The organism is Marmoricola sp. URHB0036 (assembly GCF_000426045.1).
Classification (GTDB): domain Bacteria; phylum Actinomycetota; class Actinomycetes; order Propionibacteriales; family Nocardioidaceae; genus Marmoricola.
In genome coordinates this window covers 299147-314449 of sequence record NZ_AUEP01000004.1, presented here as the reverse complement: position 1 = coordinate 314449, position 15303 = coordinate 299147, and the positions used below count along the sequence as shown (strand labels likewise).

Below are 15303 nucleotides of genomic sequence, written 5' to 3'. Positions count from 1 at the left end.
ATTGGCGGACATGAACGAATCCGTGTTCACCTACGGCGCTCCCGGACTGAAGTTCGGCGAGGGGGCCTCGGACGAGATCGGCTACGACCTCTCGCAGTACGACGTGAAACGGGTGCTCGTGATCACCGACCCCGGCGTCGCCGCGACCGGGCATCCCCAGCGGGTGGCCGACCAGATGGGCCAGTTCGGCATCGAGGCGGCGGTGTACGACGGCACCCACGTCGAGCCGACCGACGCCAGCCTCGAGGCGGCGATCGCCCACGCCCGTGACACCGGCCCGTGGGACGCCTACGTCGCGGTCGGCGGGGGATCAGCGATCGACACCGCCAAGGCGGTCAACCTGCTCACCACCAACGACGGTGAGCTGATGGACTACGTCAACGCCCCGGTCGGCAAGGCCCGCAACCCCGAGAAGCCGCTCAAGCCGCTGGTGGCAGTCCCGACCACGACCGGCACCGGCGCGGAGTCCACGACGATCTGCGTGCTCGACGTACTCGCGCAGAAGGTGAAGACCGGCATCAGCCACCCCCGGCTGCGGCCCACCCTGGCTGTGGTCGACCCGGTCCTGACGCTGACCCAGCCGGCAGGGGTCACCTCGGCCGCCGGGATGGACATCCTGTGCCACGCGCTGGAGAGCTACACCGCGCGCTCGTTCGCGTCGTACGACAAGAAGCGGCCCGAGGAGCGGGTGCCCTACTGCGGAGCCAACCCGATCTCCGACATGTGGTCGGAGAAGGCGATGTCGCTGCTGTCGCGCTGGTTCCGGCCCGCCGTCCAGGACGGCGACGACACCGAAGCCCGGCATGCCATGGCCATGGCCGCGACCTTCGCCGGTCTCGGTTTCGGCAACGCCGGCGTGCACATCCCGCACGCCAACGCCTATCCGATCGCCGGACGGGTCAAGGACTTCCACCCCGAGGGCTACCCCGACGACGAGGCGATGGTGCCCCACGGGATGGCCGTCTCGCTCACCGCGCCCGAGGCGTTCCGGTGGACCTTCGAGGCCGATCCCGGGCGACACCTGCGGGCGGCCGAGCTGCTCGCGCCCGGCCACGACTACGACGGACCCGACGCGCTCCCCAACGTTCTGACCGACCTGATGCGCGACATCGTCATCCCCAACGGCCTCGGCGCTGTCGGGTACGACGAGGGCGACATCGACGACCTCGTCGAGGGCACCCTCAAGCAGCAGCGCCTGCTCGCCACCGCCCCACGCGAGGTGACCGAGGAGGATGCGGCACAGATCCTGACCCGGTCGCTCGAGCTGTGGTAGCCGGCGACGTCGTCGCCGCGCTCCGCCGTGCTGGACTCGTCGAGGTCGACGACTCGCAGCTCGCGAGGACGCTGTACGCGAGCGACGCCTCCCTCTACCGGATCCCGCCGCTGGTCGTCGTACGCCCCCGCGACACCGACGAGATCGCCGCCACCCTCGCGGTGGCGCGGGAGACGGGTACGCCGCTGACCATGCGCGGAGCCGGTACGTCGATCGCCGGCAACGCGATCGGGGCCGGCATCGTCGTCGACACCAACCGCCACCTCAACCGCGTGCTCGAGCTCGACCGCGAGGCGCGCCTTGCTCGCGTGCAGCCCGGTGTGGTGCACGCCGTGCTCCAGAAGCAGGCGGTGGCGGCCGGGCTCCGGTTCGGTCCGGACCCGTCGACCCACACCCGCTGCACAGTCGGCGGGATGATCGGCAACAACGCGTGCGGCTCGCGGGCGCTGGCCTACGGCCGGACCGTCGACAACGTCGAGGCTCTGAGCGTGCTGCTCGCCGACGGGACGGTCGTCTCCTCGGTGGTTGAGGAGCGAGCGCAGCGAGCGTCTCGAAACCGCCAGCTCCAGGCACTCGACACCCTGGTCGACGAGCACCGCGGCACCGTGCGTACCGAGTTCGGTCGCTTCGGGCGCCAGGTCTCGGGCTACTCCTTCGAGCACCTGCTCCCCGAGCACGGCCGTCGGTTCGACCGCTTCCTGGTCGGCACCGAGGGCACCCTCGGGCTGGTCCTGGAGGCGACCGTCCGGCTGGTCGAGGACGCGCCTGCTCGTGCACTCGCGGTGCTCGGCTACCCGACGATGGCCGATGCGGCCGACGCCGTACCCGCCCTCCTGGAGCACCCGCTCGTCGCGTGCGAGGGGCTGGACCAACGCATCGCGGGCATGGTGACGGGCCATCCCGAGCTCCCGGCCGGCGGCGGCTGGCTGTTCGCCGAGGTGACCGGCACCGATCTCCGCGAGGCCGAGTCGAAGGCCGAGGCAGTCGCCGCGACGGCGGGAGTGCCGCACCGGATCGTCACCGACGTCGTCGAGCAGCTGGCCCTGTGGCGGATCCGTGAGGACGGCGCCGGGCTCGCGGCCCGCTCGCTGAGCCGCCCGGCCCAGGCAGGGTGGGAGGACGCCGCCGTTCCGCCCGACAGGCTCGGCGACTACCTGCGCGACTTCGACGCGCTGTTGAAGGACCGCGCCCTCGATGGCGTGCCCTACGGCCACTTCGGTGACGGCTGCGTGCACGTGCGCATCGACTTCGAGCTCGAGGACGCCGGTGGTCGGAGCCGTTTCCGGGGCTTCATCGAGGACGCGGCCGACCTGGTGGCGTCGTACCGCGGCTCGATGTCGGGGGAGCACGGCGACGGCCGGGCCCGCTCCGAGCTGCTGCCGCGGATGTACTCCCCGCAGGCGATCGCGCTGATGCAGCAGGCGAAGCGGATCCTCGACCCCGGCAACCTGCTCAACCCCGGCGTGCTCGTCGAGCCTGCCCCCTTCGACGCCGACCTGCGGCTGGCCGCACCCATGCGCCCGGTGCGTACGACGCTGAAGCTGACCCACGACTCCGGCTCGTTCAAGGACGCCGTGCACCGCTGCACTGGCGTGGGCAAGTGCATCGCCGACAACACGGGCACAGGTGGCGTGATGTGCCCGTCGTACCTCGCCACCCGGGAGGAGAAGGACTCCACCCGCGGCCGCGCGCACGTCCTCCAGGACGTCGCCAACGGCACCCTCGGCTTCGACGACCCGGCCGTCGGCGACGCGCTCGACCTCTGCCTGTCCTGCAAGGGCTGTGCCCGCGACTGCCCGACCGGCATCGACATGGCGACCTACAAGTCGGAGGCCCTGTCGCAGCAGTACCGCCGCAAGCTGCGCCCCCGCTCCCACTACGCCCTCGGCCAGCTGCCGCGCTGGGCCCGGATGACTCCGCCGAAGCTGGCCAACGCCATGCTCCGCAGCGAGACCGTCGGCCGTCTCGCGAAGGCCGCCGCCGGGGTCGACCGGCGCCGCAGCCTGCCCCGCTTCTCCGAGCAGCCACTGCGTGCGTCATACGGACGGAGCGCTCAAGGCCACGATTCGGATGACGCAAAGCCGGACGTGTGGATCTGGGCCGACTCCTTCACCGACCGGTTCGCTGCCGACACCGGACGGGCGGCGATCGAGCTGCTCGAGTCGTTGGGACTCCGGGCCGCCGTCATCCCCGACCAGGCGTGCTGCGGCCTCACCTGGATCACCACCGGGCAGCTGGCCGCGGCGCGGCGCATCGTGGGCGCGGCGGTCGAGACCCTGCACGGGTACGTCGCCGACGGGACCCCCGTCATCGGCCTGGAACCCAGCTGCCTGGCCGCGATCCGCGAGGACGCCGGCCAGCTGGTCGACGACCCGCGCGTCGCCGAGGTGAGCAGGGGCCTGCTGTCGCTCGCGGAGTTCCTCGCCGACCAGGTGCGCCGCGGGACATGGACGCCGCCCGACCTCACCGGCGTCGAGGTGGTGGCCCAGCCGCACTGCCACCACCACGCCGTCATCGGCTGGGAGACCGACGCCGCGCTGCTCGCGCAGACCGGTGCCACCGTCACCCGCGTGGGCGGCTGCTGCGGCCTCGCCGGCAACTTCGGGGTCGAGCAGGGGCACTACGAGGTCTCGGTGGCCGTGGCCGAGCACGACCTGCTGCCCGCCGTACGGAATGCCGGGCCAGACGCCGTTGTTGTGGCAGACGGATTCTCCTGCCGCACGCAGCTCGACGACCTCGCCGGACGGCGGGCCTTGCACCTCGCGGAGCTGCTCCACCCGCGTTTTGCCTTGACTGCTGCCCGCCGGTAGTCTTGCTCCTTGTGCTTGGGCGATCCAGGCCTGTTTGCGTGCCCTCTGTGCCGCACTCCCGCACCACATGCAACAAGCGACATCATCGTGCCCGGCAAGGCGTCGGGTACTGAGAGCAGAACAGAAAGGGAACCACCAGGTGCCCACCATCAACCAGCTGGTCCGCAAGGGCCGCCAGGACAAGGTGTCCAAGAACAAGACGCCTGCCCTGAAGGGTTCGCCCCAGCGACGCGGTGTCTGCACCCGCGTCTACACCACGACTCCCAAGAAGCCGAACTCTGCTCTTCGCAAGGTCGCCCGCGTGCGCCTGTCGAGCGGCATCGAGGTCACCGCTTACATCCCGGGTGTCGGCCACAACCTCCAGGAGCACTCGATCGTGCTCGTCCGCGGCGGCCGGGTGAAGGACCTGCCCGGTGTCCGCTACAAGATCATCCGCGGTTCGCTCGACACCCAGGGTGTCAAGAACCGCAAGCAGGCCCGTAGCCGTTACGGCGCCAAGAAGGAGAAGAGCTAATGCCGCATTCAGCAGAGTCCGCTTCCTTCGCTTCCGCCATCAGCCCTGCAAACCGTAAGTCGGTGAACCTCTAATGCCGCGCAAGGGTCCCGCAACCAAGCGGCCAGTCGACATGGACCCCGTCTACGGGTCCCAGCTCGTCTCCCAGCTCGTCTCCAAGGTGCTGCAGGACGGCAAGAAGCAGGTCGCCCAGCGCATCGTCTACGGCGCCCTCGAGGGCACCCGTGAGAAGACCGGCACCGACCCCGTCGTGACGCTCAAGCGCGCGCTCGACAACGTCAAGCCCGCCATCGAGGTCAAGTCCCGCCGTGTCGGTGGCGCGACCTACCAGGTGCCGATCGAGGTCAAGGCGGGCCGCAGCACCACGCTGGCCCTGCGCTGGCTCGTCGGCTACGCCGCGGACCGTCGCGAGAAGACGATGTCCGAGCGCCTGATGAACGAGATCCTCGACGCCTCCAACGGCCTCGGTGCCGCTGTGAAGAAGCGCGAGGACACCCACAAGATGGCCGAGTCCAACAAGGCCTTCGCCCACTACCGCTGGTGATCGCCGGGAGGGGAACACGGCGCTCAGCACCGGCGTTCTCCTCCCGCACCCCAGACGTTTTTCTACCCTAAGGAACAGGCTTTCAGTGGCTGTCGACATCACCACGGACCTCAACAAGGTCCGCAACATCGGCATCATGGCGCACATCGATGCCGGCAAGACCACCACCACCGAGCGCATCCTCTTCTACACCGGCATCACCTACAAGATCGGTGAGGTCCACGAGGGCGCCGCCACGATGGACTGGATGGAGCAGGAGCAGGAGCGCGGCATCACGATCACGTCCGCCGCGACGACCTGCTGGTGGAAGGACCACCAGATCAACATCATCGACACCCCCGGGCACGTCGACTTCACCGCCGAGGTCGAGCGCTCGCTGCGCGTCCTCGACGGAGCGGTCGCCGTCTTCGACGGTGTCGCCGGTGTCGAGCCCCAGACGATGACCGTGTGGCGCCAGGCCAACAAGTACTCCGTGCCGCGGATGTGCTTCGTGAACAAGCTGGACCGCACCGGCGCCGACTTCTGGCGCTGCGTCGACATGATGGTCGAGCGCCTCAACTCCACCCCGCTGGTCCTCCAGCTGCCCATCGGTGCCGAGGCCGACTTCCTCGGTGTCGTCGACCTGGTCGGCATGCGTGCCCTCACCTGGCGCGGCGAGACCAAGATGGGCGAGGACTACGAGATCGAGGAGATCCCCGCGGAGCTGGCCGAGCAGGCCGCCGAGTACCGCGAGAAGCTGCTCGAGACGCTGGCCGACGCGGACGACGAGATCATGGAGAAGTTCCTCGAGGAGGGCGAGTTCTCCGTCGAGGAGCTCGAGGCCGCGATCCGTCGCGCCACCCTGGCCGACAAGATCAACCCCGTCCTGTGCGGCACTGCGTTCAAGAACAAGGGCGTGCAGCCCCTGCTCGACGCCGTCGTCAAGTACCTGCCCTCCCCGCTCGACATCGACGGGATCCAGGGCCACTCGGTCAAGGACGAGGACGAGGTCATCGTCCGTCAGCCCAGCGACGACGAGCCGTTCGCCGGTCTCGCCTACAAGATCGCGACCGACCCCCACCTCGGGAAGCTGATCTACGTCCGCGTCTACTCCGGCAAGCTCGAGGCGGGCACCTCGGTGCTCAACTCGGTCAACGGCCGCAAGGAGCGGATCGGCAAGGTCTACCAGATGCACGCCAACAAGCGTGAGGAGATCGCGTCGGTCGGCGCCGGCCAGATCGTGGCCGTCATGGGCCTGAAGGACACCAAGACCGGTCACACCCTGTGCGACCAGAACCACCCGGTGATCCTCGAGTCGATGACCTTCCCGGCCCCGGTGATCGAGGTCGCGATCGAGCCCAAGACCAAGGGTGACCAGGAGAAGCTCGGCACCGCGATCCAGCGCCTGTCCGACGAGGACCCCACGTTCACCGTCAAGGCGGACGAGGAGACCGGGCAGACGATCATCGCCGGCATGGGCGAGCTCCACCTGGAGATCCTCGTCGACCGGATGAAGCGCGAGTTCCGGGTTGAAGCAACCGTCGGCAAGCCGCAGGTCGCCTACCGCGAGACCATCCGCCGCAAGGTGGAGAAGCACGGCTACACCCACAAGAAGCAGACCGGTGGGTCCGGCCAGTTCGCGAAGGTGCTGGTCTCACTCGAGCCCAACATCGACGCGGAGACCGGCCACGGCGCCGGCTATGAGTTCGTGAACAACGTGTCCGGTGGTCGCGTGCCGAAGGAGTACATCCCCTCGGTCGACCAGGGCGGCCAGGAGGCCATGGAGTTCGGCGTGCTCGCCGGCTACCCGATGGTGGACGTCAAGTTCACCCTCGAGGACGGCGCGTACCACGACGTGGACTCCTCGGAGCTCGCGTTCAAGATCGCCGGCAACCAGGCCTTCAAGGAGGCCGCACGGATGGCCAAGCCCGTGCTGCTGGAGCCGATGTTCGCGGTCGAGGTCGTCACCCCGGAGACCTTCATGGGTGACGTGATCGGTGACATCAACTCGCGCCGCGGACAGGTGCGGGCGATGTCCGAGCGCTCGGGGGACCGCGTCGTCGACGCCCTCGTGCCGCTCTCTGAAATGTTCGGGTACGTTGGTGACTTGCGGTCGAAGACCTCAGGTCAGGCGTCGTACTCGATGGAGTTCGACTCGTACGCCGAGGTTCCCCAGAACGTCGCCGACGAGATCATCAAGAAGGTCCGTGGCGAGTAACGTTCGCACCGGCCCTCGGCAGCAGCACAGCAGTTCAACTACACGAGTCAAGTAACAACAACAGGAGGAGCCCCAGTGGCTAAGGCGAAGTTCGAGCGGACCAAGCCGCACGTCAACATCGGAACCATCGGTCACATCGACCACGGCAAGACGACGTTGACCGCAGCAATCACGAAGGTGCTGCACGACAAGTACCCCGACCTGAACGCTGCCTCGGCCTTCGACGAGATCGACAAGGCCCCCGAGGAGCGTCAGCGCGGTATCACCATCTCGATCGCGCACGTCGAGTACCAGACCGAGGCGCGCCACTACGCGCACGTCGACTGCCCGGGTCACGCGGACTACATCAAGAACATGATCACCGGTGCCGCGCAGATGGACGGCGCGATCCTGGTCGTGGCCGCCACCGACGGTCCGATGCCGCAGACGCGTGAGCACGTGCTGCTCGCCCGCCAGGTCGGCGTGCCGGCCCTGGTCGTCGCGCTGAACAAGTGCGACATGGTCGACGACGAAGAGCTCATCGAGCTCGTCGAGATGGAGGTGCGCGAGCTCCTCAACGAGTACGAGTTCCCCGGCGACGACGTCCCGGTGATCAAGGTCGCTGCCTTCCCGGCCCTCCAGGGTGACGAGAAGTGGGGCGAGTCGATCCTCGAGCTGATGAACGCGGTCGACGAGTTCATCCCGCAGCCCGAGCGCGACACCGAGAAGCCCTTCCTGATGCCCGTCGAGGACGTCTTCACGATCACCGGTCGTGGAACCGTCATCACCGGTCGCATCGAGCGCGGCATCGTCAAGGTGAACGAGGAGGTCGAGATCATCGGCATCCGCCCGGGTTCGCAGAAGAGCACGGTCACCGGTGTCGAGATGTTCCGCAAGCTCCTCGACGAGGGCCAGGCCGGCGAGAACGTCGGGCTGCTCCTCCGTGGCACCAAGCGCGAGGACGTCGAGCGCGGCATGGTCGTGATCAAGCCGGGCACGACCACCCCGCACACCAACTTCGAGGCCTCGGTCTACATCCTCTCGAAGGAGGAGGGCGGCCGTCACACGCCGTTCTTCAACAACTACCGCCCGCAGTTCTACTTCCGTACGACGGACGTGACGGGCGTGGTGACCCTTCCCGAGGGCCGCGAGATGGTCATGCCGGGCGACAACACCGACATGTCGGTCGAGCTGATCCAGCCGATCGCCATGGAGGACGGTCTCCGCTTCGCGATCCGCGAGGGCGGTCGCACCGTCGGCGCCGGTCGCGTCACCAAGATCACCAAGTGAGCTTGCTGATCTAGCGCTTCACCGAACGGCCCCGGACCTGCTGGTCCGGGGCCGTTCTGCGTGCTCAGCCGACGAGTGCCTGCACGGCCTCGCCGAACACCTCGGTGTGCCCGTCGACGTCGGCCTCGGTGTGGTGCGGGCTGAACAGCGCCATGTTGTGGAAGGGCGTCAGCAGCACCCCGCGGTTCAGCGCCCACAGGTGCATGAACCCCTCGAGGTCGTCGTCGACCGCGGCCGCTGCAGCGGCACCGTCACGCGGCGGAGGGCAGAACCAGTACTCGGCCCGGCAGCCGAGGCGCTGCACGTGCCACGGCAGCGCGTGCTTCTCGATGACGCCCGCGACCCCGTCGGTGAACCGCTGAGCCAGGGGTACGGCGACCGCGAAGTCCTCCTCGCGCAGGCACGTCGAGAGCGTCGCCCTGATCGCAGCGAGGGCCAGGGCGTTGGCCGTCAGTGTCCCGCCGACGCCGGCGACGTCGATCTCGTGACCCAGCATCGGGCCGGCCAACCGATCGGCGATCTCCGCGGTCATGCCGTAGGCCGCTGACGGCACCCCGCCGCCGATCGGCTTCCCGACCACCACGAAGTCGGGATCGAGACCCCAGGCGCTCGTGCAGCCACCCGGCCCGGCGCACAGGGTGTGCGTCTCGTCGATCACCAGGAGCACGTCGTGGCGGCGGGTGACCTCCCGGACGCCGTCGAGGTAGCCGTCGTCGGGCAGCACGATGCCGATGTTGGTCAGGGCCGGCTCCATCAGCAGGCAGGCGACGTCGCCCTCGGCCAGACGTCGGTCGAGGGCGTCGAGGTCGTTGAACGGCACCACGGCGGTCGTCGTCACGACGTCGACCTGGGGACCGAGAGCGCCGGGCCGGGGGACCACCCGCCCCTCGTCGAGCACGGCCAGGGTCTCGTCCACCGTGCCGTGGTAGCACCAGTCCATCACCGCGATCCGTGGCCGTCCGGTGAGGTGACGGGCGAACCGCAGCACGAACCGGTTTGCGTCGGTGGCCGACATCGCCAGCTGCCACGTCGGCAGCCCGAACCTGCGGGCCAGCTCCTCGCCGACCCATACCGCGTCCTGCGACGGCAGCATCGTGGTGATGCCGGCGGCTGCCTGACGAGCGACCGCCTCTGCCACCTGGGGGAGCGCGTGCCCGGTCATCGCGCCGGTGTCGCCGAGACAGAGGTCGACGTACTCCAGCCCGTCGGCGTCGACCAGCCGCGCGCCCGTGGCCGAGGCGGCAAAGACCGGGAAGGCGCCCGGCCACCGGGTCATCCATGGCATCGGCACGCCGGCCAGGAGCGGCCCTCGGGCTCGCGCGGCCTGCTCGGCGGAGCGGGGGTGGAGGTCGAGGAAGAGCTGGTCCTCGGCGGCGCGGAGGTCGGCAAGGCGCTGGCGGTCGATCATGAGGGCAATCTAGGCCCCGGGGGGAGGGGGTGGTCTCGCGTCCCGGCGCGAACGCGACAATGAGCACGTGAACCACCCGCTGCCTCCCGCGCGACCGCACCAGCGCTTCACCGACGACGGGCGGCGGATCCGCGAGGTGCTCACCTACTCACGCCGGGGCAGCCGCTTCACCCCGTCGCAGCAGGAGTCCTGGGACGCCCACCACCGCGACTGGGTGATCCCCGACGAGGCGGTCGACGACCCGTCGTTCAGCTGGGCGGAGGAGTTCGGGCGGACCGCACCGATCGTCGTCGAGATCGGCTCCGGGATCGGCGAGGCGACCGCTGCGCTCGCGGCCGGCCGTCCGTCGTACGACATCGTCGCGCTCGAGGTCTGGCGGCCCGGAGTCGCGCACACGCTCGGGCTCCTCGCCGAGGCAGGTGCCGACAACGTCCGGCTGCTCTCCGTCGATGCAGTCTGGTGCGTGGAGCACCTGTTCGGTGAGGGCGAGGTCACGGAGCTGTGGACCTTCTTCCCCGACCCGTGGCCGAAGACGCGGCACCACAAGCGGCGGCTGGTCAATGCCGAGTTCGCACGGCTGGCTGCCTCGCGACTCCGTCCCGGCGGGATGTGGCGGTTGGCGACCGACTGGGCGGACTACGCCGCACAGATGTGCGCGGTGCTCGACGCCGACCCGGCGTTCGAGGGCGGACCGGTGCCGCGCTGGGAGGACCGGCCGGTCACGAAGTTCGAGCGCAAGGGACGGGCAGCCGACCGGCAGATCGTGGACCTGGCCTACCGACGTCTGGTCGACTGACCGCCCGACTTCCCGCACACCTCACCCGCCCGGCTGGACGAGGCCCGACTCGTAGGCGAGTACGACGGCCTGGACCCGGTCACGCAGCCCCAGCTTCATCAGCAGCCGGGCCACGTGGGTCTTGACCGTGTTCTCGGTGACGAACAGCGCCGCTGCGATCTCCGCGTTGGACTCACCGCGCGCGAGGTGGGCGAGGACCTCGGTCTCACGGTCGGTCAGTGACCCGAACGCCTCGGGTTCCCGCGACGGCGCTCGGCGACGCGAGAACTCCTCGATCAGTCGCCGGGTCACCGAAGGGGCGAACAACGATCCCCCGTCGGCCACCACCCGTATCGCGGTGATCAGTCGCTCCTCCGGGGCATCCTTGAGCAGGAAGCCACTGGCCCCCGCACGCAGCGCGTCATAGACGATGTCATCGAGGTCGAACGTGGTCAGTACGAGAACCCGTGGTGGATCCTTCGCCGCGGTGACAGCCCGTGTCGCGTCGATGCCGTCGACTCCGGGCATCCGCACGTCCATCAGGACGACGTCCGGGTTCCTCTCGGCACAGATCTCGATCGCCTGTGCCCCGTCCGCTGCCTCGCCGACGACCTCGATGTCCTCCTGGTCACTGAGGATCATGCGGAGGCCCGTCCTGACCAGTGGCTGGTCATCGGCCAGCACGACGCGGATCATGACGTCCCCAACAGGTACGGAAGCCGGGCGCGTACGACGTAGCCACCCTCTGCGGGACCGGCCTCGACCGAACCGCCTGCCACCGAGACGCGTTCACGGATGCCGATCAGGCCGTGGCCGGTGCCAGCCCCCGACGTCGTCGTGGCCCCGTCGTTGGTGACCGCGACCTCGAGGTCATCAGGCCCGTAGACCAGCTCTACCTTCGCGTGTGCCTGAGGTCCGGCGTGCTTGAGCACGTTGGTCAGCGCCTCCTGCACGATCCGGTAGGCGGAGAGGTCGAGCCCAGGTGGCACCGGCAACGGATCGCCACTGACCTCGAGCTCGACAGGGAGGCCCGACGAGCGCACCTCATCCACCAATTCGTCGAGGCGTTGGAGGGATGGCTGCGGCTCGGCACGAGCGCCGTCCTCCTCGGTACTGCGGAGCAGCCCGAGCAGGCGGCGCATGTCGGCCAGGGCCGAGGTGTTCGTGTGCTCGATCGAGGCCAACGCCCGTCGTACCGCCTCGTTGTCGCGGCCGACCATCTTCGCGCCACCACGCGCCTGGAGGACGGTCACAGCGATCGCGTGGGAGACGGTGTCGTGCAGCTCGCGAGCGATGCGGGCGCGCTCGTCGGCGATGGCGCGAGCACTCTCTTCCTGCAGCGCGAGGTTGCGCGCACCGAGCTCGCGTTCCCGGTCGCGGCGGACCCGCACGGCAACGCCGAGGCTCCACGGGGTCCCGCAGAAGACGAGGGCGAAGAAGACGTCGGAGGCATCGTGCGCGCCGTCGCCGACCACGAAGCCCACCGTCACCCCCAGCACTCCGAGGACCCCGAGCCACGCCTCGACCCCGTGCGCGTTGGCTCCCAGCGAGAACAGGTTGAACAGGAAGATCGCGACGAACACGATCGAGTTCCCATCGAAGTCCGGCGCCCAGTGGACGACGGCCACGTCGAGCACGGCGACGACGACGAAGGACAGGAACGGCGCCCGTCGCCGGGCCGCCAGTGCCAACCCAGCGGCGATCGCCAGCGGCACCGCGACGACGTGGTTCGCATCGTCGTAGGCGAGCAGCTCCCCGGCGTACGCCACCGCGAAGGCCACCGCAACCAGCAGGTCACCGTGTCGACGCACCCCTGGAGGCACCCTCATGGAGCCACGTTAGGGCCTCGGGCCGGGGTCGGCAGTCACTCCTGAGGATGACGCCTCGACTCACTCGGGGGAGCGACGGGTTTCGTCAGCCCGGGCGACGACGGAGGTGTGTCTCAGACCGAACACTGCTGGGACAACCAACCCGAGAGGAAACCGCCATGAGCTCCATCACTGCAGGTGCCAGTCCGAGTGCCATCGTCGACCGTGACCGCGCGCGGCACGCACTCGTCCCAGTAGCGGCAGTCAGTCTCGGGGTCGCTGCGTTCCTCGATCTGGCTCGCGCCGACAGCGCCGTGGAGGCGCTGAGCATGGTCGTGTTCGACCTGGTCGTCGTCGGTCTGCTCTACCCGCTCGTCGTGGTCCGCGGCCTGCGTCACGAGAGCGCAATCGGACGTGCCCTCGCCCTGGGCATCACCGGCGTCCTGCTGATCGTCCCCGCTGCGTGGTCTGGACTGCCGATCATCCTGGGGGCTGCGGCAGCGTTGCTCGGGTACGCCGGCCGACGGGCGTCGACCGGTGCCGGCAAGGCGACCGCAGCGTTCGTGATCGGAGTGCTCGCCGTGGTCGGGTACGCCGCCTTCTACGTGAGCGACTGGATCGCCAACCCCGGTGCGAGCTGGTGGTCGTAGGTCCCGCGTCGGTCGGGCTCAGTCCTGGTGCAGGTGCCAGCTGAGCCCGGCCGCCTCGAGTGCGTCCTCGACCCGCAGGCGCTCGGCCTCCCGGTCGATCCCCTCGGGCAGGTCGGTGAGGGACGTCGGGACACCCAGCGCCCTGGCCGTCGCGACGAGCACGCCGTCGTAGGCCGCCACGATGCCCTTCTGCCTGGCCATGGGTACGCCGGGGCGGGGTGACCTCGCCTCGGGACGGAGCCGGCGCAGGTCGGCCGCGAGCTTCTCCAGCGGAGGTCCGGCCGGCGGGGCCGGGGGAGGCGGCACGACCCGCACCCGGCGACCCAGGGCGACACTGACTTCACAGATGCGCTCGCGGTGGATGAGCACGGCGAAAGCCGTCACCGGGACCATGGAGATCGCGACGACTTCGAGCAGTCCGGTCAGGACCCTGCCGTCCATGTCCTGACTCTAAGCCCTGTTGGCAACCGCTGGGTCGGTCGAGGACCGGTGGATCCGGTGGCAGGATCCCGGCGATGGTGGGCAGTCAGCCCCGGCGTGCGAGCGCTCCGACGTCCCTAGACTCGCGGCGTGGCCACCACCGCGAAGCCCGAGGCGCGCACCAGCACCCGGGCCTGGTGGGTCGCCGGGGTCACCATGGCTGCCCTCGTGGCGGCCGCGGGTTTCCGCTCCTCGACCGGTGCGCTGCTCGAGCCGCTGGAGCACGAGTTCGGCTGGTCCCGGGCGACGACGTCGGGTGCGGTCAGCCTCAACCTGGTGATCTACGGGCTCACGGCCCCCTTCGCAGCGGCGCTGATGGAGCGGTTCGGCGTACGACGGGTGGTGGCGCTGGCGCTCGCCCTCGTCGCCGCGGGGGCCGGCCTGACGTTGGTGATGACCTCGGCCTGGCAGCTGTGGTTCCTTTGGGGCGTCCCGATCGGCGTCGGCACCGGGGCGATGGCCCTCGTCTTCGGCGCCATCGTGGCCAACCGCTGGTTCGTGCGCGACCGCGGGCTCATCACGGGCGTCTTCTCGGCGGCGAGCTCGACCGGACAGCTGATCTTCCTGCCGGCCATCGCCCACCTGGCACACGGGCCCGGTTGGCGCTGGGCCGCGGGCCTGGTGGCCGGGTTCGCGCTGCTGCTCGTGCCGGTGGTGCTGCTGGTCATGCGCGACCGGCCCTCCGACGTCGGCCAGGTGCCGTACGGCGCCCCGGAGTCGTACGCCGAGCCGCCGGTCGTGCGCGACGGACCGGGGCCGGCCAGGCTCGCGCTGACGACGCTGCGCGAGATCAGCCACCGCTGGACGTTCTGGGCCCTGTTCCTGACGTTCTGGATCTGCGGCTGGTCGACCAACGGGCTGATCGGCACCCACTTCATCCCGGCCGCCCACGACCACGGCATGCCGGAGACCACGTCAGCGGGACTGCTCGCCCTGATCGGCATCTTCGACATCGTCGGCACGATCGCGTCGGGGTGGCTCACCGACCGGGTCGACTCCCGCTACCTGCTCTTCGGCTACTACTTCCTGCGCGGGCTGAGCCTGCTCGTCGTACCCACCCTGCTCGGGCCGCACGTCCAGCCCAGCCTGTTCCTGTTCATCGTCTTCTACGGGCTCGACTGGGTGGCCACCGTGCCGCCGACGGTCGCCCTGTGCCGGATCCACTTCGGGCTGGAGAAGTCGGGCGTCGTGTTCGGCTGGGTGTTCGCCTCGCACATGGTCGGCGCGGGGGTCGCGGCGTCGTACGCGGGCTGGATCCGGCAGGGACTCGGCGACTACTTCGTCGCCTGGATGACGGCCGGCGGGCTGTGCCTGCTCGCCTCGCTGATGTGCCTGTCCATCCCACGGGCGCGGAGGTCCGGAGACCCCGCTCTGGAGCAGGTGGCCCAGGAGTCCGCCCAGCTGTGAGGCCCGGGAAGGTGCACGGCGAACCCGATTTGGCGTACCGCGGGTGTCTCTGACAAGATAGTTCGGTTGCTCCGGCGGGATTGCCGGGGCGCGGACATTGACTACTGAACAGGTTCTCCTGAGCTGCTGACATGGCAGTTGTAGTGGTCGCGCGTGTTCGCGCCGCAC

General features: G+C 69.5%; 13 protein-coding genes. 9 read left to right on the top strand and 4 right to left on the bottom strand.

Annotated features, from left to right (window positions below):
* Positions 1-10 precede the first annotated feature (10 nt).
* The 6 genes from H976_RS0104200 (at position 11) to tuf (ending at position 8607) form a co-directional block, all read left to right on the top strand.
* On the top strand, positions 11-1273 hold the full coding sequence (locus tag H976_RS0104200; RefSeq protein WP_036224670.1) for a hydroxyacid-oxoacid transhydrogenase: 1263 nt from the start codon (positions 11-13) through the stop codon (positions 1271-1273).
* Positions 1267-4083 (top strand): FAD-binding and (Fe-S)-binding domain-containing protein, encoded by a 2817-nt coding sequence (locus H976_RS0104195; RefSeq protein WP_027860527.1) that lies wholly within the window; start codon positions 1267-1269, stop codon positions 4081-4083. The genes H976_RS0104200 and H976_RS0104195 overlap by 7 nt, the downstream gene beginning before the upstream one ends.
* A 139-nt stretch (positions 4084-4222) precedes the next feature.
* Positions 4223-4597, top strand: a complete 375-nt coding sequence (gene rpsL / locus H976_RS0104190) for a 30S ribosomal protein S12 (protein ID WP_027860526.1) — start codon at positions 4223-4225, stop codon at positions 4595-4597.
* Between the two features lie 73 nt (positions 4598-4670).
* Positions 4671-5141: a 30S ribosomal protein S7 gene (gene rpsG / locus H976_RS0104185; RefSeq protein ID WP_027860525.1), complete on the top strand. Its 471-nt coding sequence runs from the start codon at positions 4671-4673 to the stop codon at positions 5139-5141.
* A gap of 85 nt (positions 5142-5226) precedes the next feature.
* A complete protein-coding gene (gene fusA, locus H976_RS0104180) occupies positions 5227-7338 on the top strand; it encodes an elongation factor G (RefSeq protein ID WP_027860524.1) in 2112 nt (703 codons plus the stop codon).
* A 75-nt stretch (positions 7339-7413) separates the two neighbouring features.
* Entirely contained in the window at positions 7414-8607 is a 1194-nt protein-coding gene (gene tuf, locus H976_RS0104175) for an elongation factor Tu (protein WP_027860523.1), read from the top strand.
* A 64-nt stretch (positions 8608-8671) separates the two neighbouring features.
* On the opposite strand, the gene H976_RS0104170 is transcribed toward tuf, so the two are convergent.
* Positions 8672-10015, bottom strand: coding sequence for a transaminase (locus H976_RS0104170; protein ID WP_027860522.1), 1344 nt, complete (start codon positions 10013-10015; stop codon positions 8672-8674).
* Between the two features lie 67 nt (positions 10016-10082).
* Here H976_RS0104170 and trmB point away from each other — a divergent pair, with 67 nt between their 5' ends.
* Positions 10083-10811, top strand: coding sequence for a tRNA (guanosine(46)-N7)-methyltransferase TrmB (trmB, locus tag H976_RS0104165; RefSeq protein WP_027860521.1), 729 nt, complete (start codon positions 10083-10085; stop codon positions 10809-10811).
* A gap of 21 nt (positions 10812-10832) precedes the next feature.
* On the opposite strand, the gene H976_RS0104160 is transcribed toward trmB, so the two are convergent.
* A complete protein-coding gene (locus tag H976_RS0104160) occupies positions 10833-11486 on the bottom strand; it encodes a response regulator transcription factor (RefSeq protein ID WP_027860520.1) in 654 nt (217 codons plus the stop codon).
* On the bottom strand, positions 11483-12619 hold the full coding sequence (locus H976_RS24430) for a sensor histidine kinase (protein ID WP_155917950.1): 1137 nt from the start codon (positions 12617-12619) through the stop codon (positions 11483-11485). The genes H976_RS0104160 and H976_RS24430 overlap by 4 nt, the downstream gene beginning before the upstream one ends.
* Before the next feature lie 158 nt (positions 12620-12777).
* Between H976_RS24430 and H976_RS0104150 the strand changes: the two genes are divergently transcribed.
* Complete coding sequence (locus H976_RS0104150) at positions 12778-13248, top strand: hypothetical protein (protein WP_027860519.1); 471 nt, start codon at positions 12778-12780, stop codon at positions 13246-13248.
* Positions 13249-13266: 18 nt separating this feature from the next.
* Here the strand turns inward: H976_RS0104150 and H976_RS0104145 are convergent, their stop codons facing one another.
* The gene (locus H976_RS0104145) at positions 13267-13689 is read right to left on the bottom strand and encodes a hypothetical protein (protein WP_036224505.1); all 423 of its coding nucleotides are present in this window, start codon (positions 13687-13689) and stop codon (positions 13267-13269) included.
* Positions 13690-13818: 129 nt separating this feature from the next.
* On the opposite strand from H976_RS0104145, the gene H976_RS0104140 reads away from it, so the two are divergent.
* Positions 13819-15135, top strand: a complete 1317-nt coding sequence (locus H976_RS0104140; RefSeq protein WP_027860517.1) for an MFS transporter — start codon at positions 13819-13821, stop codon at positions 15133-15135.
* Positions 15136-15303 lie beyond the last annotated feature (168 nt).

Bases quoted from the DNA above. Each gene is read 5' to 3' on its own strand.
- H976_RS0104200 (WP_036224670.1), top strand. From the start codon at position 11: ATGAACGAATCCGTGTTCACCTACGGCGCTCCCGGACTGAAGTTCGGC.
- rpsG (WP_027860525.1), top strand. From the start codon at position 4,671: ATGCCGCGCAAGGGTCCCGCAACCAAGCGGCCAGTCGACATGGACCCC.
- H976_RS0104170 (WP_027860522.1), bottom strand. From the start codon at position 10,015: ATGATCGACCGCCAGCGCCTTGCCGACCTCCGCGCCGCCGAGGACCAG.
- H976_RS0104160 (WP_027860520.1), bottom strand. From the start codon at position 11,486: ATGATCCGCGTCGTGCTGGCCGATGACCAGCCACTGGTCAGGACGGGC.
- H976_RS24430 (WP_155917950.1), bottom strand. From the start codon at position 12,619: ATGAGGGTGCCTCCAGGGGTGCGTCGACACGGTGACCTGCTGGTTGCG.
- H976_RS0104150 (WP_027860519.1), top strand. From the start codon at position 12,778: ATGAGCTCCATCACTGCAGGTGCCAGTCCGAGTGCCATCGTCGACCGT.
- H976_RS0104145 (WP_036224505.1), bottom strand. From the start codon at position 13,689: ATGGACGGCAGGGTCCTGACCGGACTGCTCGAAGTCGTCGCGATCTCC.